This is a genomic window from Peribacillus sp. B-H-3 (genome assembly GCF_048572925.1).
Taxonomy (GTDB): Bacteria; Bacillota; Bacilli; order Bacillales; family DSM-1321; genus Peribacillus.
On record NZ_CP183879.1, the window covers coordinates 498,245 to 525,000 of the forward strand.

Below are 26,756 nucleotides of genomic sequence, written 5' to 3' on the forward strand. Positions count from 1 at the left end.
CGAAAGCGAGGCAACACAACATGAAAGCAACTGGTATAGTTCGCCGAATTGATGATTTAGGAAGAGTTGTAATCCCGAAAGAAATTCGCAGAACCCTTCGCATCAGAGAAGGAGATCCGCTTGAGATCTTTGTGGACAGAGATGGTGAAGTCATTCTAAAGAAATATTCTCCTATCAGTGAACTTGGAGATTTTGCGAGAGAATATGCAGAAGCGCTATTTGATAGCCTGAGCAATCCTATCTTGATTTGTGACCGTGATACATATATAGCGGTTGCAGGCGGCTCAAAGAAGGATTACTTAAACAAAAGCGTCAGTGAACTAGTAGAAAAAACAATGGATGAGCGCAATTCCGTTCTTGTCACTGAAAAAGGCCAGATTACATTAGCGGATTCCAATGAAGAAGATGTCCAGTCTTACACCATTGCTCCTATTGTTGCAAATGGAGATCCAATTGGTGCAGTTGTCATCTACTCTAAAGAGAGCACAGTCGGAGAAGTTGAACATAAAGCTGTAGAAACGGCTGCAAGCTTCCTTGCCCGTCAAATGGAACAATAATAATACGGACAATCTTATATATGCCCCTGCTAAGGACAGCCTCTGGCTGTTCTTTTTTTGGAGCAAACATAGAGCCATCTTGCCTGCTTGGAAAACCCTATTTCATTTGAAAGATGAGATCCTCACGATGGGGTTCACGGGTACACAGCAGCTTTTCTAATTATGTTATAATACAACCACATATGTTGGAAGTGGGGTTCTGGGATGGCTGGTCAGCCTTTAGGTGCATCTAAGAGTTTTTTTCATGGAGCTTTAATTTTAAGCGCAGCTGCCCTTTTTATTAAGGTTTTAAGTGCGGCGTATCGTATTCCTTATCAGAATATTGCCGGTGATATAGGGTTTTACATATTTCAGCAGGTGTATCCCTTCTATGGGATTGCGATAGCATTGTCAACATTGGGATTTCCTGTTGTGATTTCTAAGTTGATAGCGGAATCTCAAAGCTCTGAACATGTTTTTTCTGCAAAAGAGATTGTACAGACATCTTTTGCTGTGATCGGGCTGATTGGAGTATCGATTTTTATCGGGCTTTATTTCGGTTCAGACTGGATAGCAGATTCTATGAAAGATCATAAGCTTGCTGGGCTTTTAAAAATGACTGCCTTCTATTTTTTGCTTATGCCTTTTTTGTCGGTTTTTAGAGGATTTTATCAAGGGCGCCATGATATGATTCCCACTGCCGTTTCTCAGGTCCTGGAACAAATAATAAGAGTGGCGGGCATTCTTATCCTGTCTTTTATTCTCATTCATCAGGGAAAATCCTTATATGCAGCAGGAACAGGGGCAGTGTTCGCTTCGATTCTTGGAGGATTTGTTAGTCTTTTAATACTTGCAGGCTTTGTATTTTTCCGCAGTGATTGGGCTGATTTTCATGGAGGAAGAGCTGCAAAGGGCTATTTTTTAAAAATCGCAAAAGCCCTCCTGTTTGAGGGGTTTTCTTTTTGCCTGACAAGTCTCATTCTGGTTCTCATACAGCTTGTTGATTCGCTTCATCTTTATTCCTTGTTGAAGGAATCGGGAATGGGGCAAATGGAGGCGAAGGAGTGGAAAGGGGTATATGACCGGGGGCAGCCGCTCATTCAGCTGGGGACTGTTATCTCGAATTCGATTTCACTTTCTATGGTTCCCCTCATTTCCCGCTGTGTGAAAATGGGAAACAAAAAAGAATTGTATAATAAAGTTAATCTTTCTCTCAGGTCGGCTGTTACTATCGGGGCAGCTGCATCGGCGGGTCTGATTTTCATAATAAAGCCGGCCAATTATATGCTGTTTACCGACACGAGAGGAACAGCGGCTTTAGGTATATTGGCTTGTTCAATCTTGTTTACTTCATTGATAATGGCTGAAGCCTCGGTATTACAAAGTCTTGGGCGCACTAGGGCGACAGTATGGATTGTGTTTGCGGGTATCGCTTTCAAATGGCTGTTCAATCTGCTTTTGGTAAAGGTTTATGGAATTACCGGTGCAGCTCTTGCTTCCGTGGCCGCCTTTGCATTCATGTCACTTTTGTTTTATGCTGTTTTAAAATTAGAGCTTAAAAGAACGCTATTGGAGAAAAGGCATCTTTTTATTGTGTTGACAGGTCTGGCAGTTATGGCAGCAAGCTTGATGGCTGTAAATGGATTATTTCATTTGTTTTTTCGAGGCCTGCAGGTCAGCCGTGTTCTCGCAGCGTGCCAGGCGCTGGCGGGCGCCGGAATAGGAGGGGCTGTATTCATTGCCTATATCCTTCGCGCAAAACTGTTCAATAGAGAAGAACTGGGAATTCTGCCTATGGGTGATAAGCTTGCCAAGGTGATGCAAGATCAACATGAAAACTGAAATAAGGAGTACGTCTTTATGATAAATGAAATAGTAATAATCGGATTAGGCGCGGGGGATCTTGATCAGCTTCCTTTAGGAGTTTATAAATTACTGAAGAAGTCTTCAATGTGCTATGTCAGAACGATTGAGCATCCTGTTATCAGGGAACTGCAATCTGAGGGGATAGCATTTGAAAGCTTTGATGCTGTATATGAAAAGCACGATGGGTTCAGCGAGGTTTACGAGGAAATATCAGACATACTGCTGGATAAAGCAGAAAATGAATCGGTATTATACGCGGTTCCCGGCCATCCGATGGTCGCCGAAAAGACGGTGCAGCTCCTTCTGGAAAAGGGAGAAGAAAAAGGCATCAAGATTACAGTATCCGGAGGCCAGAGTTTTCTGGATGCCCTTTTCCAGTCTGTTAAAATTGATCCGATCGAAGGGTTCCAGCTGCTGGATGGAACGGCATTAAAAATGGAACAGATCCATATCGAGCAGCATATGATCATTGGCCAGGTATATGATGCATATGTCGCCTCTGATGTGAAACTGACTTTGATGGAAAAATTGCCGGATGATCATGAAGTTTTCATCGTTACGGCCGCGGGAAGTAAAGAAGAAGCAGTCAGGAAGACTGTTTTGTATGAACTGGACCGGCATCTGGAGTTAAATAACCTGACGAGTGTATATGTCCCTCCAGTGAAGGAAGAAGAGAAGAAATTCCGTGAGTTTTCAAAGCTAAAGCAAATCATTGCAAGGCTCAGAGGTCCCGGCGGATGTCCATGGGATCAAAAACAAACCCATGAAAGCCTGAAAACCTACCTGATAGAAGAAGTCTATGAGCTCATAGACGCCATTGATTCGGATGATGTCGAAGCAATGATAGGCGAACTTGGTGATGTGCTGCTTCAGGTCATGCTTCATGCGCAGATTGGCGAAGATGAAGGCATGTTTTCTATTGAAGACGTGATTGAGGAGGTATCCTCAAAAATGGTCCGCCGTCACCCGCATGTATTTGGGGATGTGGAAGTCAATGGGGTCGAAGATGTCCTGGCGAATTGGCAGGATATAAAGGAAGCCGAAAAAGAAAGTGCGCCGAAAACTAATTCCCTGCTTGATGACGTAGGAAAAGCACTGCCGAACTTAATCAGAGCAAATGAATACCAGCGGAGGGCTGCTAATGCCGGATTTGATTGGGATCAGGTTTCTGAGGCATGGGATAAGGTTAAAGAAGAAGTACAGGAAGTAGAAGCCGAACTGTATGTTGCTAATAACAGGGAGCGTATAAAAGACGAACTTGGCGACCTCTTCTTTGCATTGGTAAACGTTACGAGGTTTTATGGTATTCAGGCAGAAGAAGCGGTGCATGCAGCAAATCAGAAATTCTACCGCAGATTTTCATATATAGAAGAGTGTGTGGCGCGCGATAATAAGCAATTCGCCGATTACTCTCTTGCCGAGCTGGATAGGTACTGGAATGAAGCGAAATCAAAAGGACTTTAAAAGGAGCGATAAAAGATGTCAATGAGATTGGATAAGTTTCTAAAGGTTTCAAGATTGATAAAGCGCCGTACACTGGCAAAAGAAGTAGCTGATAAAGGAAGAATATCCATCAATGGGCTGCAGGCAAAAGCCAGCTCCAATGTAAAAGCGGGCGATGAACTTGCTGTGCAATTTGGCCAAAAGCGTGTAACGGTCCGGATTGAAAAAATTCAGGAAACTACCCGCAAAGAAGATGCAGCGGATATGTATACTGTAATAAAAGAAGAAAACCTCTCCCAGGATTGAATCATGGTCTATGAGGCTTGTTCTAATTTCCTGCAGGTGCACATATATTGGAACAAACTGTGCTAATGTGGGGGATGAAAATGAGCCAATATTTAGATCCAGCCCAAAACAGCTCCAAAGGAAACATACCAGAACATGATGTAATTATGAGAGGCCGCCGCTTACTGGAGATTACTGGTGTAAAACATGTGGAAAGCTTCGATAATGAGGAATTTTTGCTGGAGACTTCCATGGGATTTCTGTCAATCAGAGGCCAAAACCTGCAGATGAAAAACCTGGATGTGGATAAGGGAATTGTATCAATAAAAGGAAAGATTTTTGATTTGATTTATTTAGATGAGCAATCAGGGGAGAAAGCTAAAGGATTCTTTGGCAAACTGTTCAAATGACACTTTCCACCCAATTCTATACACTGATTGCGATGATTGGAATGGGCAGCTGCTTTGGGGCTGCCCTGGATACTTACAATCTTTTTCTGAAAAGGTCCAGGCGACAGGGCTGGATAGTCTTCATCAATGACTTTCTTTTTTGGATTGTTCAGGCTCTTATCATATTTTATGTTCTTTTTACTGTCAATGAGGGTGAGCTTAGGCTATATTTATTTTTAGCACTTTTATGTGGATTTGCTGCATACCAAAGTCTATTTAAGGGTATGTACATGAGGGGTCTCAAGGCTTTCATTTTTGCAGTGGTTTCAGTGGCCCGGTTCGCGGGAAAATCCTTTAAGGCACTTATTATCTCGCCAATTACCTGGATTTTATCAAGCATTCTGTTTTTGATCCTTGCAATTGTAAAAGCTATCTATTTACTCTTAAAAGGGCTTTGCAAAAGTGTGCTATTTATTTTGCTTATAATATTCAAGCCATTTCTATGGATATTGACAGGATTATGGAATATTTTGCCGAAATTTGTTACAAATAACGTCGGGAAGTCTTATAATATAGTTACAGGATTATCTGACAGGACAAAGAAGTTTATAATTAGGACTTTACGTCGGTGGAGAAATAAAAAGGAATAAGGAGTGGTAATAAAAATGGGAAGCCTCAGGAAAAAGAAAGTGGCTAAGTTAGAAACCCCGTATGTCTTCCAACAAGAAAAGAACGTTCAAACTGTGGAGAGAAAGCGAAAAGGATTGGTTCGCCGGCTCACTTTTTATGCAGTTTGTGCAGCCATCCTTTCGGTCCTGGCAATCACTACACTCCTGACCCAAGCTGCAGCATTAGATAAGAAGGAACAGGAAAAAGCGGTGGTCCATAAAAAGCTTACGGCTCTCAAAAGCCGGGAATCTGATCTTCGTGAAGAGATTGTAAAACTGAATGATGATGATTATATTGCCAAATTGGCAAGACGTGATTACTTCCTATCTGATAAAGGGGAAATCATTTTTAATCTTCCGAAGAAAAAGAATCAGAACAGTGACTAATATTGACACTGTTTTTTTCTGTTCGCTATAATATAGTGTATATGAATTTTTTACTTTTCTAAGGAGGAGCATTTTTTTTATGTCAATCGAAGTAGGCAGCAAGTTACAAGGTAAAGTAACAGGCATTACTAATTTTGGAGCGTTTGTGGAATTACCTGAAGGAACTACTGGACTTGTTCATATCAGCGAAGTGGCCGATAACTACGTGAAAGATATCAATGATCACCTTAAGGTCGGCGATCAAGTTGAAGTTAAGGTCATTAATGTTGATAAAGACGGAAAAATAGGGCTTTCCATAAAAAAAGCCAAAGATAAGCCAGAAGGCCAATCTTCCTATAATCCGCGCCCGCGCCAAGGAAGAGGGAATGACAATCGTTCCAAAGACTTCCGTTCAAAAGGAAATTTTGTGCCTAAAGAAAACTTTGAACAAAAAATGGCTCGTTTCTTAAAAGATAGTGAAGACCGTTTATCTTCCCTCAAACGCAGCACCGAAACCAAGCGGGGAGGAAGAGGAGGAAGACGGAGCTGAACTGCTGCTGAAAATATGATTATGGCATTTTTCCCTTCGAATAATTTATAAGTTGACTTCTTATAGATACAGACAGGCTCGTGGGCTTGTCTTCTTTTAATTTTATTCAAAAAGAAATCCCCGCTGCTACTAGGCAGCGGGGATTTCTTTTTGATATTTAAGGATGACCCATACGGGATTCGAACCCGTGTTACCGCCGTGAAAGGGCGGTGTCTTAACCGCTTGACCAATGGGCCGTAATAAGGATAGCGGCAGAGGGGATCGAACCCCCGACCTCACGGGTATGAACCGTACGCTCTAGCCAGCTGAGCTACGCCGCCATAATATTATCAAAAGCACAAGTTGTATCTTACCGTTCTGAAGACTAAATGTCAATAGAAAAATATAATTTGTCGGTTTTTTATAGTTTTTAATTTATTCCAGGTTTTATATGCAAAAATCAGATAAAAAGATTGGTTTTAAGCAGAAATCTGGGAACGGGTGTTTTGAAATCAGCCCCTTCCTTTCAAAATGATGTATAGATATGAATCATCTGGGAGAATCCCGTCGAACATTTCTTTTCCGTGGAATCAGAATTGTGACAAAAAAATAAAAACCATCTACTTATAATGATACACAATAAGAAGAATGGGGAGTGTTACAAATGGAAAAGATTGAACGGAATATGATAGAGCCGATTGCTGATGTAAATATACACGAAGCAAAGGCGGGGGCCATCAATTGGATCCATAAACTGCAGGCGAAAAGTGAAGACTTTTTTCTGAAAAAAGGCATATCTTTGGCCATTATAGGTTTTTTGTTGGGACGGGCCCTTATTCTTTCAGAGCTTTCTCCATTTGGCCTTCCATTTTTTGCAGCTGTTTTTTTAATGCGGCGTGACCGTGCCCCGCTTGCTTTAATTGGACTACTAGCAGGAGCTGCAACTGTCGGCATTTCAAATAGCGTAACATTAGTTGTATCATCCTTTTTGCTGATGTTCATGATTAAAATGAAAAATCCAGGGACGGAAGGACAATTCAAAACAACGTCAATTTACGTTTTCATTTCCCTTTCACTCGTTAACATAGCGGAACAATATATCTTACACCGTAGCATTCAACTGTATGATGGGCTGATGATAGGCGTAGAAGCTGGACTTGCCATGATTTTGACCCTTATCTTTATACAGTCCATACCCTTACTGGCAGTCAGAAAAAAAACCCAATCATTTAAAACGGAAGAAATTGTCTGCATCATTATCCTGCTTGCCTCCGTAATGACTGGTACAATCGGCTGGAAAATCCATGGTTTATCCGTTGAACACGTTTTGTCCCGGTACCTTGTCCTCCTTTTCGGCATGGCAGGGGGCGCGGCCATCGGCTCCACTGTGGGTGTAGTGACAGGGCTGATATTCAGTCTTGCAAGTGTAGCAAGCCTGTATCAGATGAGCCTGCTTGCGTTTTCTGGGCTTCTTGGCGGCCTGCTGAAGGATGGCAAAAGAATAGGAGTATCGTTCGGCCTGCTGATTGCGACTCTCCTGATTGGCTTATATGGAGAAGGGACGAATAATGTCACTGTTACATTATATGAATCTGTTATCGCAGTTCTTTTGTTCACACTGACTCCCTATGCGATTATTTCAGGCATTGCAAGGCATATTCCCGGAACAGCAGAGCATTCCACAGAGCAGCAGCAGTATGCCAGAAAGGTGAGGGATGTAACCGCTCAGCGGGTCGCCCAATTTTCTAATGTTTTTGAGGCGCTATCCAATAGCTTCACGCAAATGGATGAAAGGGGCCGGCATGAAGAAGATGAAAAGGAACTGGATTACTTCCTGAGTAACGTGACGGAAAAAACGTGCCAGCTATGCTTCAAAAAAGATCAATGCTGGACAAAGAATTTTGATGCCACCTATGAAGGAATGCAGGATATCATGTTGCAATTAAGCGAAAACCAAGGTCAGCTCTCGCAGAATACAGCAAGGGAATGGGGAAAATACTGCAGCAAAAGCCCCCAGGTTATTGCCGCTATTTCGCAAGAACTAATGTATTACCAGGCAAACCAGAAATTAAAGAAGCAGGTGCATGAAAGCAGGAAGCTGGTTGCTGACCAGCTCCGCGGTGTATCAGCTGTAATGGATGATTTTGCAAAAGAAATTCAAAGGGAGCGCCAGAACCATCATCAGCAGGAAGAACTGATCATGGAGGCAATACAGGATTTTGGCCTTCATGTAGGAAATATTGAAATTTATAGCCTTGAACAGGGAAATGCTGATATAGAAATGAATATTCCTTACTGCCAGGGCCGGGGCGAAGCTGAAAAATTAATTGCTCCCATGCTATCGGACATCCTTGGCGAGACAATTGTTGTCCATACGGAAGAATGCTCAGAATATCCTGATGGACAATGCGAAGTGACCTTCCGTTCAGCCAAGAAATTCACGGTGGAAACAGGGGTTGCACATGCCGCTAAAGGAGGAGGCCTGGTATCCGGTGACAGTTTCACAACCATGGAAATCGGCTGCGGAAAATATGCGATTGCCATAAGTGATGGAATGGGGAACGGTGAGCGTGCACACTTTGAAAGCAGGGAAACCCTCAAGCTGCTCCAAAAATTCCTGGTATCTGGAATTGAAGAGAAAATTGCCATAAAATCGGTCAATTCCGTATTATCACTGCGCACAACAGATGAAATTTTTTCTACATTAGATTTGGCGATGATTGATCTTCAGGATGCCAAAGCCAGATTCTTAAAAATTTGTTCCATTCCCAGCTATATTAAAAGAGGTGATAAGTTAATTAAAGTAGAGTCCAGCAATTTGCCGATGGGCATTATTCAAGATTTGGATGTGGATGTGGTGACGGAAGAACTGAAAGCAGGAGATATCCTGATCATGATGAGTGACGGTGTTTTTGAAGGCCCTAATCTAGTAGAAAACTTCGAGTTTTGGATGAAGAGGAAAATCAAGGAGCTTCAAACAGATGATCCTCAGGAGATATCTGATTTGATTCTGGAGGAAGTGATTCGGGCAAAAGGAATGATTGATGACGATATGACGATTGTAACAGCAAAAATTAAGCATAACACACCAAAGTGGGCTACGATCCCGGTTCAGCCCCGCAGAAAAAAAGCACAGTAAAATAAGGGTGCGATCCTTATAGATGTTTATATAGAAGTATAAATTCTCTCTTTTTCGTCGAAGATGGTAACACATTTGGATAGGAAGGGAGAATCATATGGAACTAGGAACTTTACGCCAGATATTGCTTATTACCGATGGATGTTCGAACCAGGGACAAGACCCTGCTGCTATGGCTGCTCTTGCACGCGAGCAGGGGATTACTGTAAATGTCATAGGAGTCATGGAGAACGATACGATTAATGAGCAGGGCTTGCAGGAAATAGAAGCTATAGCTTCTTCCGGAGGCGGGGTCAGTCAAATCGTCTATGCACAGCAGCTTTCCCAAACCGTGCAGATGGTGACCAGAAAGGCAATGACTCAAACCATTCAGGGAGTAGTAAATAAAGAACTTCAGCAAATCTTAGGGAAGTCGAGCACGATGGAGGATCTTTCTCCGGATAAGCGCGGCGAAGTGATGGAAGTAGTCGATGAGTTAGGAGAAACGAGCAAGCTGGATGTACTGATTCTTGTCGATACAAGCGCCAGTATGAAGCACAAGCTTCCGACCGTAAAAGATGCGCTCCTGGACCTATCCCTCAGCATGAATGCCCGTTTGGGTGATAATCGGTTTTCGGTTTTCGTATTTCCCGGGAAAAGGAAAGATGTCGAAAAATTGCTGGATTGGACCCCGAAATTAGAAGTCCTGACTAAAATATTCCCTAAGCTTACAACAGGAGGGATAACACCAACAGGACCCGCCATTGCGGAGGCATTGGATTACTTTAATAAAAAACGTTCATTAAGGGGATTGTTATCACATGATGATGAACAATACTTTGAGGAATCAATGTAATATACCGCCCGGGAGCATTATCACTGGAAAATGGAATAAAAACCAATACAAAGTGGTAAGGGAGTTGGGGAATGGGGCTAATGGAATTGTTTATCTGGCTGAAAACAATAAAACCTTATTTGCTTTAAAGATAAGTGATAACGGTGCATCCATTATTTCAGAGATGAATATTCTCAAAGAGTTTTCCAAGGCCCAGGGCTCTGCTCTAGGGCCTTCCTTCGTGGAGGCGGATGATTGGGTGAAGAACGGAAAGCCGATTTCTTTTTATGTTATGGAGTATATTAAAGGGGAGGGATTTCTGGAATTCATCCAAAAGAAAGGGCCGTCATGGACCGGCATTCTCATGCTCCAGCTTCTTGCAAGTTTAGAATCCTTACATAAACAAGGCTGGGTGTTTGGCGACTTGAAACCAGAAAATCTGATTGTGGCTTCTCCTTCGAGCAAAGTACGCTGTGTGGATGTGGGAGGAACAACAAAACAAGGGAGATCAATCAAAGAATTTACCGAGTTTTTTGACCGCGGGTATTGGGGGCTGGGGTCGAGGAAAGCAGATCCCAAATATGATTTGTTCGCTGTGGCCATGATTATCATCAATTCGGCATATCCTGCACGTTTTTCAAGAAATGGAGAAGGGTATAAACAGCTAAGCGAGGCAATCATGCAAAAAAAAGAATTGCGCCCATTCAAATCAATTCTAGAAGACGCTTTGCACGGCAGGTTTTCTGCTGCTTCAGAAATGAGGGACCGTCTAATCGGTATTCTTAGCCAAAGGGAAAGATTTGCAGGCACAGCAATAAAGAAACAAGTGAATTCACCCGGAAAACCGTCTGCATCATCCAGGACAAAAAGAAAACGGGCAGCTAACAAAAAAGGGAAAGGCGGCTTTGTTGAAACGTGCCTGCTGGTTGCTGTTGTCTCACTGTTATACGTTCTTTATATTTACGAACAATTCTTATGATATAGTTAAAAGATATTTTCACAGTTAATATTTATTTTATTTTGAAACCATTTTGCTTTTTACTCGTATTATAAGGACCAGCTCATATTGAACTATATATGGGGACTGAAAAGGAAGATCATTATGTTTGAGAAAAAAATCCTCGGGGCTATCAGCAAGCACGGCTTGATTCCCAAAAAATCGAAACTGCTGGTTGGCATCTCCGGAGGGCCGGATTCATTGGTTCTGCTTCACTTTTTAAAATCTGTCAGAGAACTGCTGGATATCGAATTAACGGCAGCTCATATTGACCATATGATTAGAGGTGAAGAATCCTATCAGGATTTTCTCTTTGTTAAGAGAATATGCAAAGCTTGGAACATTCCGTTTGAGGGTAAAAGGATCAATGTTCCCGTGCGTATGCAAAAAACAGGAGAAAGCACTGAATTGGCAGCAAGAAATGCGCGGTATGCTTTTTTTGATGAAGTGATTAGAAGGAATGAGCTGGACCTTTTGGTTCTAGGCCATCATGCGGATGACCAGATTGAAACCATGCTGATGAGAATGGCTAGGGGAGCCACTGGCAAGGCCAGGGGAGGCATACCTGTCATAAGGGCATTTGGAAAAGCAAAGCTTGTAAGGCCATTCCTTGTGGTTTCCAAGGAAGAAATTATGCAATATGCAAGCAGGCATGGGCTCGAGCCAAGAATGGATCCGAGCAACGAACAGGACATTTATACAAGAAATCGTTTCAGGCACTCGATGCTGCCCTTTTTGAAGAAAGAAAACCCAAAAGTCCATGAGCATTTCCAGCGACTCAGTGAAGAAATATATGATGATGAACAGTTTCTTCTGGATATGGCCAGGGATAAATTGGGCACGATACTGCTGGAACAAAATCAGGACTTTTCATCAGTTGATATAAGGCAGTTCTTCACAGTGCCTAAGCCTTTACAAAGAAGGATGATTCAACTAATATTAAACTATCTTTATATAGAGAGACCTTCATCGCTTTCAGCATTACATATTGACCAGCTTTTCGCTTTGTTTTCAAATCCTCACCCATCCGCTGAATTGCATCTTCCGGAAGGGCTGATTGCGGAAAAATCCTATGGCACTTGCTTTTTTCGGTTTTTTCAAAATCTGGCTCCTGATTATTCCGTGGTTCTGGAAATTCCCGGTGATACTTTTCTTCCGAATGGATATAAAATTAAAGCGCAATATATAGAAGAAGAAATTCCGAAAACGATTGGAAGCCATTCTTTTATCTTCGGATCCGATAAGCTGCGTCTTCCTCTCATTGCCCGGACAAGAAGCAACGGAGACAGGATGGCAGTCAAGGGATCAGGAGGCACAAAAAAGCTGAAGGATATTTTCATTAACGAAAAGATTCCGATGTCACAACGTAATGCGTGGCCGATCGTAACAGATCAAGCGGGGGAAATTATCTGGCTGCCTGGACTTAAAAAGTCAAACAGGGAGTTTGATGGTGCAACTGATGAAATGTCTTTAATTTATTTAGAATATACAAAGCATAGATCTTCTGGGGGGCAAACAATCACAATGACGATGCAAAATGACATTGAAAAAGTGCTAATTACTGAGGAAGAAATCCAAGGGAAAATCAGAGAGTTAGCGGCACAGCTAGAAAAGGATTATAGCGAAAGCTTTCCGCTGGCCATTGGTGTTTTAAAAGGAGCCATGCCTTTTATGGCAGACTTGCTAAAGCGGATTGATGCCCATTTGGAAATGGATTTCATGGATGTTTCGAGCTACGGGAATTCAACGGTTTCTTCAGGTGAAGTCAAAATCATAAAAGATTTGGACACTTCTGTTGAAGGAAGGGATATCCTAATCATCGAGGATATCATCGACAGCGGTTTAACGCTCAGCTACCTGGTGGAATTATTCCGCTACAGAAAAGCAAAAACCATTAAAATTGTTACTCTTCTGGATAAGCCTACAGGAAGAAAAGCTGATCTTAAACCGGATTATACGGGATTTATCGTTCCGGATGAATTTGTAGTCGGTTACGGTCTTGATTACGCAGAAAGATATCGCAACTTACCGTATATTGGGGTGCTGAAGCCTGAAATATACGAAAATAAGTAATGCAGGCCTTTGGCTGTGCTTCAATTTGGCTGAATAAAACAGCAGTGTAAATTAATTGTAATACATTTGTTTAATATGATAGTATTTACTATAGTTTGTTTACCTGTGGGAGGAGGCAAGGGATGAATCGGATTTCCGTAACACCATATTTTATTTACTTATCTTTTTGGTCATTATTGGTATTGTAAGCATTTTTAATAATAACAATGAGCCGAATAAGAATATAACCCAAAATCAATTCTTTGAGTACTTGGACAGTGGAAAGGTTAAATCATTTTCCATGCAGCCTGAACGGTATGTATACCAGGTTAAAGGGCAGCTGGACGGATATGATAAAAACACCTACTTCCAAACGTATGTAACAGACAGCGAGAACAATCAGGCGCGCATTGAAGCGGCTGAAAAGAAAAGCGATGTAAAAGTTGAGGTCCTGCCGGCAAAGGAAACCAGCGGCTGGGTTACCTTCTTTACTTCCATCATCCCGTTTGTCATTATCTTCATCCTGTTCTTCTTCTTGCTTAATCAGGCTCAGGGCGGCGGAGGCCGTGTCATGAACTTTGGGAAAAGCAAAGCGAAGCTGTACAACGATGATAAAAAGAAGGTTCGCTTTAATGACGTTGCAGGAGCTGACGAAGAAAAGCAGGAACTTGTCGAAGTTGTCGAATTCCTGAAAGATCCCCGTAAATTTGCAGAGCTTGGGGCCCGCATTCCTAAAGGGGTACTTTTAGTAGGACCTCCAGGAACCGGTAAAACCTTGCTTGCGAGAGCGGTAGCTGGTGAAGCAGGAGTGCCTTTCTTCTCAATAAGCGGTTCTGATTTCGTGGAAATGTTTGTTGGTGTCGGTGCATCCCGTGTACGTGATTTATTTGAAAACGCTAAAAAGAATTCGCCATGTATCATTTTCATTGATGAAATTGATGCAGTCGGACGCCAGCGCGGTGCCGGTTTAGGCGGAGGGCACGATGAGCGCGAGCAGACACTGAATCAGCTCCTTGTCGAAATGGACGGCTTTGGCGGCAATGAAGGCATTATCATCATTGCAGCGACAAACCGTGCAGACATCTTGGATCCTGCATTGCTGCGACCTGGCCGTTTTGACCGCCAGATCACAGTTGGGCGCCCGGATGTAAAAGGACGGGAAGCGGTTCTTAAGGTGCATGCCCGCAATAAGCCATTACAGGAAAATGTAGATTTGAAGGCCATTGCCCAGAGGACTCCAGGTTTTTCTGGTGCAGATCTTGAAAATCTTCTTAATGAAGCTGCTTTGGTTGCAGCACGCCAGAACAAAAAGAAAATTGATATGTCCGACCTTGATGAGGCTTCTGACCGGGTTATTGCCGGTCCAGCCAAGAAAAGCAGGGTCATTTCCAAGAAGGAAAGAAATATCGTGGCCTTCCATGAAGCCGGACATACAATCATCGGGTTAGTCCTGGATGATGCTGAAATTGTCCATAAGGTTACAATTGTTCCACGCGGCCAGGCTGGCGGATATGCGGTTATGCTTCCTAAGGAAGATCGTTTCTTCATGACTAAGCCTGAATTGCTGGATAAAATTACAGGTCTTCTCGGAGGCCGTGTTGCCGAAGAGGTTGTTTTCGGCGAAGTAAGTACAGGGGCCCATAATGACTTTCAGCGTGCTACTGGCATTGCGAGGAGCATGGTGACTGAATACGGAATGAGCGACAAGCTTGGACCGCTTCAGTTTGGCCAGTCACAGGGACAGGTTTTCCTTGGGCGCGACTTTAATAATGAACAGAATTATTCTGATGCCATTGCTTATGAGATTGATCTTGAAATTCAGCGGATCATCAAAGAATCCTATAGCCGCGCCAAGAAGATTATCACAGATAAGCGCGATAAACTGGATATTATTGCAAAGACACTGCTTGATATCGAAACCTTAGATGCAGAGCAGATCAAGCATTTATATGATCATGGCACGCTGCCTAAACGGGATTACAGCTCACTTAATGGAAACATTGATGACGATGTAAAAGTTACAATCAACCCGAAAAAAGAAGAAAAAGAAGCTCTTTTAAAACCTTTGGATAAACGGACAAATGGTGATTTAGATGAAGTGACGGATGATAAAATCCCAACTCCGCCAATTGAAGAAGGACATCCTCAGGATAAACCATTCTCATTTCCGAATGAGGATGATGATAAGAAACTTTAATTTTTCAAGAAAAGGTATTTCCTTCAGAGGAAATACCTTTTCTCTATTTAGGGGAAACTGAATTACAGGGATCTATCAGTAAGGTGGACTAATAGCGCAGCTAAAGACTCTATGGTATGATGTTGGAGAATAATTTTCCGGAGTGATGATAACGATGATTTTTGTACTGGATGTCGGAAATACCAATACGGTCTTGGGTGTGTATGATGACGAAACATTAAAACATCATTGGCGCATCGAAACCAATCGCCATAAAACTGAAGATGAATATGGAATGATCATTAAGTCCCTTTTGGAACATGAGGAATTATCTTTTGAGGAATTTGACGGGATTATTATTTCTTCTGTAGTGCCTCCGATCATGTTTGCCCTGGAAAGAATGTGTAAAAAGTATTTCCGGATTAAACCTATAATAGTGGGTCCTGGGATGAAAACAGGTTTGGATATAAAGTATGAAAACCCCCGTGAGGTAGGAGCAGACCGTATCGTGAATGCGGTGGCAGGAATTCAGGAGTATGGCAGCCCGCTGATTATCGTGGATTTTGGAACAGCTACAACCTATTGCTATATTAACGAAGAAAAACAATATATGGGCGGTGCCATTGCACCTGGAATCGGTATTTCAACGGAAGCGCTTTATTCAAAGGCTGCCAAGCTTCCGAGAATTGAAATTGCAAGACCTGATGATATTATTGGCAAAAATACAGTTTCTTCCATGCAGGCCGGCATACTGTTTGGATATGTAGGACAAGTTGAAGGGATTGTAGCACGAATCAAAGAGCAAAGCCAAATTTCCCCGACAGTTATTGCGACAGGCGGACTTGCAGGACTTATTGCCTCTGAATCAGATGTTATAGATATCGTCGATCCATTTTTGACGCTAAAAGGACTTCAGCTTATTTATAAAAGAAACAGAGATCATTTTAAACAGTAATAAACGAAGGGGGCAATAAATATGAGTGATTACTTAGTTAAGGCCTTGGGATTTAACGGCCAGATTCGCGCTTATGCAGCTACAACAACAGAAACTATCGGGGAAGCGCAAAGGCGCCATTATACTTGGCCTACAGCTTCAGCTGCACTTGGACGCGCCATGACAGCGACTGTCATGATGGGAGCCATGTTAAAAGGCGAGGAAAAACTGACTGTGAAAATTGAAGGCGGAGGCCCTATAGGAGCCATTCTCGTTGACAGCAACGCTAATGGGGAAGTGAGAGGATATGTGACACATCCTCAGACGCATTTCGACTTAAATGAAAAAGGAAAGCTGGATGTAAGGAGAGCCGTAGGTACAGATGGTTTATTGACTGTAGTAAAAGATATTGGCCTGAGAGACCATTTTACAGGACAGGTTCCGCTTATATCAGGAGAGCTTGGCGAGGATTTTACCTATTACCTATTGAATTCAGAACAGGTTCCCTCTTCCGTAGGTGTTGGAGTCCTGGTGAATCCGGACAATAGCATTTTAGCATCAGGCGGTTTCATCATTCAATTGATGCCGGGAGCAGAGGAAGAGACCATTTCCCGGATTGAAGAAAGCCTGAACAACATTCCGCCTATTTCAAAATTGATACAGCAAGGTCTTTCGCCTGAACAGATTCTCGAAAAAATTCTTGGTGCAGATAACTTGAAAATCCTTGAAACCATGCCTATTCAATTTGTGTGCCAATGCTCAAGGGAGCGGATTTCGAATGCGCTGGTTAGCCTGGGTGCAGAAGAGATCCGGGATATCATCAATACAGACGGCCATGCCGAAGCGCAATGCCATTTTTGCAACGAAAAATATCATTTTTCTAAAGAAGAATTAGAAGAATTAGAAGAACAGGTCAAATAAAACCTGACGGGGGGATGGAGTTGTCTCATAAACAGCTGTGGTCCATAATTACCGGGCTTATCTTATTGAATGTTGTGACCATCCTCGTCTTTGTTATAAAGCCGCTTGACTCTGCCAAAACTGCTGGTTTTGGCGGAGATGAGGCGGTTGCCAAAGTAGGGGATACCCAGATCACGCGGGCTGTATGGATGAAGGCGCTTGAGGATCGTTATGGAAAAGAAGTATTAAGCGATCTTGTGGACGATAAAGTCATCCGGCGGGCTGCTGAGAAATACAAGGTAAAAGTTACGGATAATGATGTCGAAAGAGAATATAAAGTAACGAAAACAATGTATGGAGCGTCTGCACAGAATAATAAAAGTGCCAAGCAGTGGAAACAGCAGATAAAGTCGAATTTACTGCTGGAAGAGCTTCTCACAAGGGACGTCAAAATTTCTGAAGAAGAAAAAAAGAAGTTTTATGATGAAAACCAGGAACTATATAAAATACCAACTGCCTATCATCTTTCGCAGATTCTCGTGTCTTCTAAACATCAGGCTAACGTAATACGGAAAGAACTGAAGGGCGGTTCAACTTTTGCTGTATTAGCAATGGAGAAGTCTTTGGATGAATTTACAGCCAATCAGGGCGGGGATATGGGATTTTTATCAGCGGATAATGAACAGGCTCCCAAGCAATATTTAAAGGCCGCTGCAGCATTAAAGAACAACAGCTGGAGTAAGCCAATTAAAATGAAGGATGGCTGGGCTGTTATTTATCTCCATGAAAAAATTTCAGGCGAGCAATTCAGCTTCTCTGAATCTAAAAAGCAAATCAGGCGCCAAATAGCACTAGAACAGCTGAATATGCCGATATCAAGCAAGGTCTTCTGGAATGAGATGAAGGTAGATTGGTATTATGGTAAAAATAAATAATGTACGCAGTATAAAAAATAAACAAGAGAATAAATTGTTATGAAACTAATTGCTGTAAAATCATCTGAATAGTTCAAAAATATTGACAATGATATTGGAAAGATGTAAATTTTATATAAAACCAATAAAAATAGTCGGTATTAGGAGTGGAGAAAATGACCAGAGTTGCAAATTCAATCATCGATTTAATTGGCCAGACACCATTGGTGAAACTCAACAGAATGACGGATGAAAACAGTGCAGATGTTTATTTGAAATTGGAGTATATGAATCCTGGAAGCAGTGTGAAGGACCGGATTGCACTTTCCATGATCGAAGCGGCGGAACAAAGCGGCAAGCTTAAAGAAGGCGATACGATTATTGAGCCTACCAGCGGCAATACCGGCATCGGTTTGGCAATGGTTGCAGCTGCCAAAGGATACCGGGCGATTTTAGTCATGCCCGAAACAATGAGCCTTGAGCGCCGTAATCTTCTTCGGGCCTACGGTGCTGAGTTAGTGCTGACACCTGGACCGGATGGCATGAAGGGAGCAATTGGCAAAGCGAGTGAACTTGCCAGGGAAAACGGATACTTTATGCCGCAGCAATTTGAAAATGCTGCAAATCCGGAGATTCATAGAAATACCACAGGAAAAGAGATTGCAGAACAAGCTGGCGGACAGCTGGATGCCTTTATTTCTGCAGTTGGTACAGGTGGAACCATTACTGGTGCCGGTGAGGTGCTTAGGGAAAAATTCCCGGATATCAAGATTTATGCAGTAGAGCCCACAGATTCACCTGTCTTATCAGGCGGAAAACCAGGACCTCATAAAATTCAGGGAATTGGAGCAGGTTTTGTTCCTGATATTTTAAACACCAGCCTGTATGATGAAGTTATCACTGTCACTAATGACCAGGCATTTGAATATGCTCGCAGGGCAGCAAAAGAAGAAGGCATCCTGGGCGGTATTTCTTCTGGGGCAGCCATTTACGCCGCATTGGAAACAGCAAAGAAGCTTGGAAAAGGAAAAAAAGTCATAGCCATTATTCCGAGCAACGGCGAGCGTTATTTAAGTACACCTCTTTATAATTTCGAATAAGTTAATTAGGCAATAGCCCGTATGGCTGGGCTATTCATTTCAGCATAAGCAGCAAAGCTCCATTAGGGGCTTTGTTTTTTTATTGCTCTGTGAAAGCCCCATTATTTTGGCCTCATGGGATGGGGAGAGACCCGATTAACTGTGGCATGGCCCATTGGATTTGCTTCGTTATAAGTCATTTATAGATTGTGTTCCAGTTCCCGGCACTTGCCCATCGCTTTTGTTCTTTAATTTTCAGTTAGAAATGATTACACTTAATGAGAATATAAAAATGTTACTGAGACATAAAATGACTTGGCGGACAGGCTGCATGAAATGGGGGATGAATAAATGGGTAAACGAAAGGTTTATGCAACACACATACCATTTTCTTATAATCAGTTTTTTGAAGCATATAAATCATTATCATCTGGGAGGGACAAGCATGTTTTGCTTGAGAGCGGAAGAGGCGGCTCCTTCAGCATGGCTGGTCTTGATCATGTGGCTGAATTAATAGGAAAAGATCATCTGACAGACATCTTTTATCGAGATGGATCGAGTGAAAGAGCAGCAGGAAAGCCCCTTGATGCCCTAAAGAATTGGATGGCAGGACGCGAGGCAGAGCAAAACAAAGATTTTCCCGACTTTCAAGGCGGGGCCATGGGGTTTATCAGCTATGATTATGCCCGTTATATTGAAGATCTTCCTAATACCGCACAAGATGACCTTAACACACCGGATATGTATTATTTGGTGTTTGATGAAGTTGCAGTATTTGACCATAAAAAAAGCCGGCTCTGGTTTATGTACACATGTGAGGAAGATGGTCTGTATGCCGACAAAAGACTTGAAGAAATGAAAAGGCAATGGACCTCTGCCGTAAAGCTGGGTGACAATGAAAGAGTTGCAGGCACCGCAGAAGCAGATTTGCTGAAGGTTTCCCTTCAAGAAGGGCAGTTCAGAGAAGCGGTTGAAAAGGTACGCCAGTACATTGCCCAGGGTGATATTTTCCAAGTTAATTTGTCTGTCAGGCAGTCTAGGACACTTCATGTTCCGGCTATAGAAGTGTACGAACATTTACGAAGGATTAATCCATCACCTTATATGGCGTACATTCAAACACCTCAATTTCAGATTATATGCGGTTCGCCGGAACTTTTGGTGAAAAGAAAAGGTAAGGAAATTAGTACAAGACCGATTGCCGGCACGAGATCAAGAGGGACAGATCAGGCAGAGGACGAGAAGCTGGCCAAAGAACTGATAGAGAATGAAAAAGAACGGGCAGAGCATGTGATGCTTGTTGATCTAGAAAGAAATGATATGGGGCGTGTATGTAAATATGGCTCCATTCATGTTAATGAGTTTATGGTGATCGAGAAATACTCCCATGTCATGCATATTGTATCAAATGTCAGAGGCGAAATCTCTGAGGGGAAAAACTCTTTCGATGTCATAGAGGCGGTTTTTCCGGGCGGAACAATAACAGGGGCGCCAAAAGTCAGGACGATGGAAATTATTGAAGAATTAGAGCCTGTTAGAAGAGGGGTTTATACAGGTTCGATCGGCTGGATTGGCTATTCGGAAGATATGGAGTTAAATATCGTGATCAGGACAGTATTTGTCCAGGGCGGCATGGCGCATATCCAGGCAGGGGCTGGAATTGTCATTGATTCAAACCCTAAGCATGAGTATAATGAGTCATTAAAAAAAGCCGTCGCACTTTGGAAAGCGATAGAGTCAGCAGAATTATACCAAACAAAGGCGGATTAATTGATGATTCTCATGATAGATAACTATGATTCATTTACATATAATCTGGTGCAATTCCTTGGGGAGCTTGGTGAAACCCTGATTGTAAAAAGAAATGACAGCATTACCCTGTCAGAAATAGAAGAACTGGACCCGGATTATTTAATGATTTCCCCTGGGCCCTGCAGCCCTGACGAAGCAGGCATCAGTATGGAGGCTATCCGTTTTTTTGCAGGCAAAATACCCATTCTTGGCGTCTGCCTTGGCCATCAGTCCATCGCACAGGTTTTCGGCGGAAAGGTTATGCAGGCAGAACGGCTGATGCATGGAAAGACATCTCCCATTTTCCATGACGGGAAAACGATTTTTTCTGATATTCCAAACTCTTTTCTGGCAACACGCTATCATTCGTTAATTGTGGAACGAAGCACGCTTCCTGACTGCTTTGTTATTTCATCAGAAACAGAGGAAGGTGAAATTATGGGAATCCGCCACACTGGCTATCCATTAGAAGGAGTACAGTTCCACCCGGAATCCATTATGACTGAGCATGGAAAGAAGCTGCTGCGCAATTTCTTGGATCATTATAAAAAGCAGCAGGATGTCAATAACGATGGTTTAGTTTGTTAAAAGAAATGGAGCTGTGAACTGCTGATGTATATGTATATGAATGGTGAAATAATAGATGAGAAAGAAGCGGCCATCTCTCCGTTTGATCATGGTTTTTTATACGGGCTTGGCCTTTTTGAAACCTTTCGCATATATGATGGCCACCCTTTTCTTTTAGATGACCATATAAATCGCATAAATGAAGGGCTGCATGAGCTGAATATTGATTTTTCCTGCACAAGGCAAGAAATCATGCGCATAATTGATCGATTGATGCATGCCAATGCGTGCAGAAATGCGAGATTGAGGCTTAATATTTCAGCCGGGGAGGCTCCGGTTGGACTGCGGTCAGTGCCGTACACCTCGCCCAATGTGATTATGCTGATGACTCCGGCCGTATCAGCGAGTGAACTTCAAGCTAAAAAAGGTGTCATCCTGCAAACAAGGCGAAACACACCCGAAACGTCAATCCGCTTAAAATCACATCATTATCTAAATAATGTAAAAGCAAAACTGGAAATAGGAAACAAGGCAGACATGGAAGGCATTTTTCTTACAGAAAATGGGTATATAGCAGAAGGGATTACATCCAACCTATTCTGGGTTAAAGAGGGCCTCTTGTATACACCTGAGATAAATACAGGAATTCTTAACGGCATTACCCGCCAGTGGATAATTAAGCTTGCAGGAAATATAGGCTTTCCTATTGCCGAGGGACTTTTTCCCCTGGAGGACCTCTTGGAAGCAGACGAATTCTTTTATACAAATTCGGTACAGGAAATCGTGGCTTTTTCTTATGTTGAAAACGTAAAAACTTTTCCAGGGCAAAACGGGGAAGTGGCCCGTGTATTATTTAAAGAGTATCAGCGTTACAAAACAAACCTATTTGGTAAATCTCAGCTAAGAGGCATGCAGGAGGAGAACCATGGAAAAGAATCTTAATACTGTCATTGATTGCGGCGCTTATAAACTGGACTACAGCAAGAAAACACTAATTATGGGAATTCTAAATGTGACACCCGATTCTTTTTCGGACGGCGGGAGATATAATCGGGTCGATACTGCATTATTCCATGCTGAAAAGATGCTTGAGGATGGTGCAGATATCATTGACATCGGCGGGGAATCCACTAGGCCCAATTATAAAAAAATCACGGATGAAGAGGAAATAGAAAGAGTCGCGCCGGTGATTGAAGCCATATCAAAGAACCTTGAAATCCCCATTTCCATAGATACCTATAAATCCAGGGTAGCAAGGGAGTCAGTAAATGCAGGAGCACATATCATTAATGATATCTGGGGAGCAAAGGCAGACTCTGAAATGGCCAGGACGGCTGCTGAAGCCGGGGTTCCGATTATCCTGATGCACAACCGCCCAAACATGGAGTATAAGAATTTCTTGAGAGATGCCTGGAATGACCTCTATGAAAGCATTGCCTTAGTGAAAAAAGAAGGTGTCAGGGATGATAAAATTATTTTAGATCCCGGCATCGGATTTGCTAAGGACTTCGCTCTTAACCTGGAGATGATGCAGAATCTCGATAAGCTTGTATCGTTAGGATATCCGGTACTCCTTGCTACATCAAGGAAATCAATGATTGGCAAGGTTTTGGACCTTCCTCCTGAAGAGCGTGTTGAAGGCACTGGTGCTACAGTTTGCTCAGGCATTCAGCAAGGCTGCCACATGGTGAGGGTGCATGATGTCAAAGAAATGGCGAGAATGGCAAAAATGATGGATGTTCTGGTTGGAAAGGGTGAATATATTGGATAAGATTTATCTAAATAGAATGGAATTCTATGGTTATCATGGTGTTTTTCCTGAAGAAAACAAGCTGGGCCAGCGTTTTGCGGTAGATGTACTGGCAGAAACGGATTTATCCGCTGCCGGAAATAGTGACAGCCTTGAGGATTCAGTCAACTACGGAGAGATCTATCAGGTGTGCAAGGATATTGTGGAGGGCATGACGTTTAAGCTAGTGGAGTCGATCGCAGAAAACATTGCAAAAGAAATGCTGTTAAAGTTTCCTAAAATCCAGTCTGTAACGGTCAAAGTCATCAAGCCGGATCCTCCGATACCCGGGCATTACCAATCAGTAGCTGTAGAAATTACAAGGAGCCGCTGATTTGGAGAATATTGTATACATTTCTATAGGGTCCAATATGGGGAATCGAAAGGAAATTTTTGCGGATGCCTTAAGGCTTCTTCAAAACCATAGCGAAATACAGGTCGTCGACAGTTCTTCTTTATATGAAACAGAGCCAGTGGGTTTTTTGGATCAGGAAGATTTTTTAAACGCAGTCATAAAAGCGGAAACCTCTCTTAAAGCAGATGAATTATTGGTTTATTGTCTGCAAATAGAAAAAGAACTTGGGAGAAAAAGGATAATAAGGTGGGGGCCGCGGACTTTAGACCTTGACATTTTACTGTATAATCACGAAAATATTGAAACAGAGGATCTTATTATTCCTCATCCTCGGATTTTAGATAGAGCCTTTGTCATCATTCCATTGCTGGAAATAGATCCGCACATCACTCTGCCGAAGATGGAGACCCCTTTAAGAGTTATTCTTGATAATATGCAGGATAAGGATAAAGAAGGAGTTCGATTATGGAAGCAGAAAAATGGGGAAGGCGTATTCGCGCTTTTCGAAAGCTGAAAGGTTTTACACAAGAGGAATTTGCTAAAGAACTAGGTGTGTCAGTTTCCTTGCTGGGTGAAGTGGAGAGGGGCAATCGTACACCGACTGAGAGCTTTTTAGTGAAGGTTGCCGATAACCTTCACGTTTCCCTGGAGGAATTAGAACCGCCTGAAGATAGATAGAAGCTTTAATTAAGGCTCAAGGAGGCTTTACGGTGTTTAAAATAGGCGATATCGAAATGAAAAACCGGGTTGTGCTGGCTCCGATGGCTGGTGTTTGCAATTCCGCTTTTCGTCTCACAGTAAAAGAATTCGGCGCAGGCCTGGTCTGTGCGGAAATGGTCAGTGATAAGGGAATCGTACTTCAAAATGCGAAAACAATGAATATGCTATATATAGACGAAAGAGAAAAACCGCTGAGCCTGCAGATCTTCGGAGGAGAAAAAGAGACCCTTGTAGAAGCTGCGCAGTTTGTAGATAAAAACACAACAGCAGATATCATTGATATTAATATGGGCTGCCCGGTTCCGAAAATTACAAAATGTGATGCGGGCGCAAAATGGCTTCTGGATCCGGATAAAATATACGAAATGGTATCAGCTGTAACAGATGCTGTTGATAAGCCGGTTACTGTAAAAATGCGCATGGGCTGGGATGAAGACCACATTTATGCAGTGCGGAATGCCCAGGCTGTCGAACGTGCTGGCGGAAAAGCCGTTTCTCTTCATGGGCGCACCCGTGTGCAAATGTATGAAGGGAAAGCAAACTGGGATATAATCCGCGAAGTAAAGAACTCTGTGAATATCCCTGTAATTGGCAACGGAGATGTTGAAACGCCTCAGGATGCGGAAAGAATGATTAGAGAAACAGGTGCAGATGGAGTCATGATAGGCCGTGCGGCACTTGGAAATCCGTGGATGATCTACCGCACAGTGAAGTACCTTGAAACAGGAGTGACTGTTGATGAGCCATCCGTGCGCGAAAAGATGGATGTCTGCATGCTGCACCTGGACCGCCTGATCGCACTTAAAAATGAATATATTGCAGTCCGCGAAATGCGTAAGCATGCCGCCTGGTACCTAAAAGGCGTGCGCGGAAATGGAAAAGCCAGAAAAGGCATTAATGAATGCAACACGCGGGAAGATGTCCATACACTTTTATATACCCTTGTCGATGAAGTGGAAGCTGCTGAACAAAACGTCCAGGTTGTATAAAAAGTTGACATGCCTTGTTCTTTTTACCTATAATACGCTTACAATCACTGCCAGGTTTCTCTGGCAGTTTTTATTTAGGCGGAAGAGTCAGATTTTTGGGCTAAAGTACTGTTCGATTACTTTACTTTGTGTGAAAATAAGTAAGGATGCATATTTCACTTATATATAAGTTTTGAATAACAAGATGGAGATGATTATAAATGAGCGAAGAATTAAACGACCAGCTCAAAGTAAGACGGGAAAAAATGCAGGCTTTAATCAATGAAGGAAAAGACCCGTTCGGAAGCAAATTCGAACGTACCCACCTTACTGAGGAAGTCGTGAAAGAATTTGGTGAAGAAAGCAAAGAAGACCTGGACGAAAAAAATATTGAAGTAACTATTGCTGGACGTGTCATGACGAAGCGCGGAAAAGGCAAGGCGGGATTTGCTCATATTCAGGATATTAGCGGCCAGATTCAAATCTATGTCCGTCTTGATGCAGTCGGAGAAGAGCAATATAAACTTTTTGAACAAACCGATCTTGGCGATTTAGTCGGCATTAAGGGACTGGTATTTAAAACAAAAGTCGGCGAGCTTTCGATTAAAGCTAAGGAATTTGTTTTCCTTACCAAGGCACTCCGACCGCTTCCTGATAAATTCCATGGCCTTAAAGATGTGGAAGAACGCTACCGCAAGAGATATGTGGATTTAATTACGAATGAAGAAAGCAAAAGCACGCTAATCATGCGCAGTAAGATTGTACAGGCTATGCGCCGCTATCTTGATGACCACGGATATTTAGAAGTAGAAACCCCATTGCTTCATTCTGTTGCTGGCGGAGCGGCTGCCCGTCCATTCCTGACGCATCATAATGCACTTGATATGCCTTTGAATTTAAGGATTGCCATTGAATTGCATCTGAAGCGCCTTATTGTCGGCGGCCTGGAAAAGGTATATGAAATCGGCCGTGTTTTCAGAAACGAAGGAGTTTCCACCAGACACAACCCTGAGTTTACTTTGATTGAGTTATATGAAGCATACGCAGACTATAAAGATATCATGAGCCTTACTGAAAACTTAATTGCACATATCGCAGAGAATGTACTTGGTTCTACTACCATTCAATATGGGGAAAATGAAATCGACCTGAAGCCTGAATGGAAAAGACTTCATATGGTCGATGCTGTTAAAGAATATACAGGTGTTGACTTCTGGAAAGAAATGACCAAAGAAGAAGCACATCAGCTTGCCAAAGATCATGGCATTGAAGTGAAAGCCAATATGGAGTTCGGGCATATCGTAAATGAATTCTTCGAGCAGGTTGTGGAAGAAAAGCTGATTCAGCCAACATTTATTTTCGGCCATCCTGTCGAGATTTCTCCTCTGGCAAAGAAAAACGAAACAGATCCAAGATTTACAGACCGTTTTGAGTTATTCATTGTCGGCCGCGAGCATGCAAATGCATTTACAGAATTGA

26 protein-coding genes and 2 tRNA genes (1 of these 28 cut by a window edge) are annotated in these 26,756 nt (G+C 42.5%); 26 read left to right on the forward strand and 2 right to left on the reverse strand.

The genetic code is table 11. The features are described 5' to 3' along the window. Positions 1-20: 20 nt before the first annotated feature. The 8 genes from spoVT (at position 21) to ACN6MY_RS02315 (ending at position 6,103) form a co-directional block, all read left to right on the forward strand. Positions 21-557, forward strand: coding sequence for a stage V sporulation protein T (gene spoVT / locus ACN6MY_RS02280; RefSeq protein ID WP_419882621.1), 537 nt, complete (start codon positions 21-23; stop codon positions 555-557). A 204-nt stretch (positions 558-761) separates the two neighbouring features. Further along, a complete protein-coding gene (locus ACN6MY_RS02285; RefSeq protein ID WP_419882622.1) occupies positions 762-2,378 on the forward strand; it encodes a putative polysaccharide biosynthesis protein in 1,617 nt (538 codons plus the stop codon). Between the two features lie 18 nt (positions 2,379-2,396). Beyond that, the gene (gene mazG / locus ACN6MY_RS02290) at positions 2,397-3,866 is read left to right on the forward strand and encodes a nucleoside triphosphate pyrophosphohydrolase (RefSeq protein ID WP_419882623.1); all 1,470 of its coding nucleotides are present in this window, start codon (positions 2,397-2,399) and stop codon (positions 3,864-3,866) included. A 21-nt stretch (positions 3,867-3,887) separates the two neighbouring features. Next, positions 3,888-4,151 carry an RNA-binding S4 domain-containing protein gene (locus tag ACN6MY_RS02295; RefSeq protein WP_419884047.1) on the forward strand — a complete coding sequence of 88 codons (264 nt, stop codon included), beginning with the start codon at positions 3,888-3,890 and terminating at the stop codon, positions 4,149-4,151. Positions 4,152-4,231: 80 nt separating this feature from the next. Further along, positions 4,232-4,540 carry a sporulation protein YabP gene (yabP, locus tag ACN6MY_RS02300; protein ID WP_419882624.1) on the forward strand — a complete coding sequence of 103 codons (309 nt, stop codon included), beginning with the start codon at positions 4,232-4,234 and terminating at the stop codon, positions 4,538-4,540. 41 nt (positions 4,541-4,581) lie between these two features. Continuing rightward, positions 4,582-5,169 carry a spore cortex biosynthesis protein YabQ gene (gene yabQ / locus ACN6MY_RS02305; protein WP_419884048.1) on the forward strand — a complete coding sequence of 196 codons (588 nt, stop codon included), beginning with the start codon at positions 4,582-4,584 and terminating at the stop codon, positions 5,167-5,169. Positions 5,170-5,208: 39 nt separating this feature from the next. Then, positions 5,209-5,574, forward strand: coding sequence for an FtsB family cell division protein (locus ACN6MY_RS02310; RefSeq protein ID WP_419882625.1), 366 nt, complete (start codon positions 5,209-5,211; stop codon positions 5,572-5,574). Between the two features lie 79 nt (positions 5,575-5,653). Then, entirely contained in the window at positions 5,654-6,103 is a 450-nt protein-coding gene (locus ACN6MY_RS02315; protein ID WP_419882626.1) for a S1 domain-containing RNA-binding protein, read from the forward strand. A 164-nt stretch (positions 6,104-6,267) separates the two neighbouring features. Here the strand turns inward: ACN6MY_RS02315 and ACN6MY_RS02320 are convergent. Further along, positions 6,268-6,339: transfer RNA gene (locus tag ACN6MY_RS02320), tRNA-Glu, on the reverse strand. Positions 6,340-6,349: 10 nt separating this feature from the next. Further along, positions 6,350-6,423: transfer RNA gene (locus tag ACN6MY_RS02325), tRNA-Met, on the reverse strand. 323 nt (positions 6,424-6,746) lie between these two features. On the opposite strand from ACN6MY_RS02325, the gene spoIIE reads away from it, so the two are divergent. The 18 genes from spoIIE to lysS all read left to right on the forward strand — a co-directional run. Beyond that, positions 6,747-9,221 (forward strand): stage II sporulation protein E, encoded by a 2,475-nt coding sequence (gene spoIIE, locus ACN6MY_RS02330; RefSeq protein WP_419882627.1) that lies wholly within the window; start codon positions 6,747-6,749, stop codon positions 9,219-9,221. 97 nt (positions 9,222-9,318) lie between these two features. After that, positions 9,319-10,056: a VWA domain-containing protein gene (locus ACN6MY_RS02335; RefSeq protein ID WP_419882628.1), complete on the forward strand. Its 738-nt coding sequence runs from the start codon at positions 9,319-9,321 to the stop codon at positions 10,054-10,056. Then, positions 10,022-11,014, forward strand: coding sequence for a protein kinase domain-containing protein (locus ACN6MY_RS02340; protein ID WP_419882629.1), 993 nt, complete (start codon positions 10,022-10,024; stop codon positions 11,012-11,014). The genes ACN6MY_RS02335 and ACN6MY_RS02340 overlap by 35 nt, the downstream gene beginning before the upstream one ends. A gap of 123 nt (positions 11,015-11,137) precedes the next feature. Beyond that, complete coding sequence (gene hpt / locus ACN6MY_RS02345) at positions 11,138-13,105, forward strand: hypoxanthine phosphoribosyltransferase (protein WP_419882630.1); 1,968 nt, start codon at positions 11,138-11,140, stop codon at positions 13,103-13,105. A gap of 103 nt (positions 13,106-13,208) precedes the next feature. Further along, positions 13,209-15,281 carry an ATP-dependent zinc metalloprotease FtsH gene (gene ftsH, locus ACN6MY_RS02350; protein WP_419884049.1) on the forward strand — a complete coding sequence of 691 codons (2,073 nt, stop codon included), beginning with the start codon at positions 13,209-13,211 and terminating at the stop codon, positions 15,279-15,281. A 154-nt stretch (positions 15,282-15,435) separates the two neighbouring features. Next, positions 15,436-16,215, forward strand: a complete 780-nt coding sequence (locus tag ACN6MY_RS02355) for a type III pantothenate kinase (RefSeq protein ID WP_419882631.1) — start codon at positions 15,436-15,438, stop codon at positions 16,213-16,215. A gap of 21 nt (positions 16,216-16,236) precedes the next feature. Next, entirely contained in the window at positions 16,237-17,115 is an 879-nt protein-coding gene (gene hslO / locus ACN6MY_RS02360) for an Hsp33 family molecular chaperone HslO (RefSeq protein ID WP_419882632.1), read from the forward strand. 20 nt (positions 17,116-17,135) lie between these two features. Next, positions 17,136-18,029 carry a peptidyl-prolyl cis-trans isomerase gene (locus ACN6MY_RS02365; protein ID WP_419882633.1) on the forward strand — a complete coding sequence of 298 codons (894 nt, stop codon included), beginning with the start codon at positions 17,136-17,138 and terminating at the stop codon, positions 18,027-18,029. 155 nt (positions 18,030-18,184) lie between these two features. After that, a complete protein-coding gene (gene cysK / locus ACN6MY_RS02370) occupies positions 18,185-19,108 on the forward strand; it encodes a cysteine synthase A (RefSeq protein ID WP_071353004.1) in 924 nt (307 codons plus the stop codon). Positions 19,109-19,438: 330 nt separating this feature from the next. Continuing rightward, positions 19,439-20,857 (forward strand): anthranilate synthase component I family protein, encoded by a 1,419-nt coding sequence (locus ACN6MY_RS02375; RefSeq protein WP_419882634.1) that lies wholly within the window; start codon positions 19,439-19,441, stop codon positions 20,855-20,857. Between the two features lie 3 nt (positions 20,858-20,860). Beyond that, positions 20,861-21,466, forward strand: coding sequence for an aminodeoxychorismate/anthranilate synthase component II (pabA, locus tag ACN6MY_RS02380; protein ID WP_419882635.1), 606 nt, complete (start codon positions 20,861-20,863; stop codon positions 21,464-21,466). Between the two features lie 24 nt (positions 21,467-21,490). Further along, on the forward strand, positions 21,491-22,387 hold the full coding sequence (gene pabC, locus ACN6MY_RS02385) for an aminodeoxychorismate lyase (protein WP_419882636.1): 897 nt from the start codon (positions 21,491-21,493) through the stop codon (positions 22,385-22,387). Further along, the gene (folP, locus tag ACN6MY_RS02390) at positions 22,371-23,216 is read left to right on the forward strand and encodes a dihydropteroate synthase (RefSeq protein WP_419882637.1); all 846 of its coding nucleotides are present in this window, start codon (positions 22,371-22,373) and stop codon (positions 23,214-23,216) included. Before pabC ends, folP begins: the two co-directional genes overlap by 17 nt. Further along, positions 23,209-23,568 (forward strand): dihydroneopterin aldolase, encoded by a 360-nt coding sequence (folB, locus tag ACN6MY_RS02395; RefSeq protein ID WP_419882638.1) that lies wholly within the window; start codon positions 23,209-23,211, stop codon positions 23,566-23,568. Before folP ends, folB begins: the two co-directional genes overlap by 8 nt. Position 23,569: 1 nt before the next feature. Continuing rightward, positions 23,570-24,103, forward strand: coding sequence for a 2-amino-4-hydroxy-6-hydroxymethyldihydropteridine diphosphokinase (folK, locus tag ACN6MY_RS02400; RefSeq protein ID WP_419882639.1), 534 nt, complete (start codon positions 23,570-23,572; stop codon positions 24,101-24,103). Beyond that, complete coding sequence (locus ACN6MY_RS02405; RefSeq protein WP_071352997.1) at positions 24,055-24,267, forward strand: helix-turn-helix domain-containing protein; 213 nt, start codon at positions 24,055-24,057, stop codon at positions 24,265-24,267. Before folK ends, ACN6MY_RS02405 begins: the two co-directional genes overlap by 49 nt. Before the next feature lie 32 nt (positions 24,268-24,299). Next, positions 24,300-25,298 carry a tRNA dihydrouridine synthase DusB gene (gene dusB / locus ACN6MY_RS02410; RefSeq protein WP_419882640.1) on the forward strand — a complete coding sequence of 333 codons (999 nt, stop codon included), beginning with the start codon at positions 24,300-24,302 and terminating at the stop codon, positions 25,296-25,298. A 200-nt stretch (positions 25,299-25,498) separates the two neighbouring features. Continuing rightward, positions 25,499-26,756, forward strand: the 5' portion of a protein-coding gene (gene lysS, locus ACN6MY_RS02415) for a lysine--tRNA ligase (protein WP_419882641.1). The gene runs 224 nt beyond the window's last position; only the first 1,258 of its 1,482 coding nucleotides appear in the window; it begins with the start codon at positions 25,499-25,501; its stop codon lies beyond the right edge, outside the window.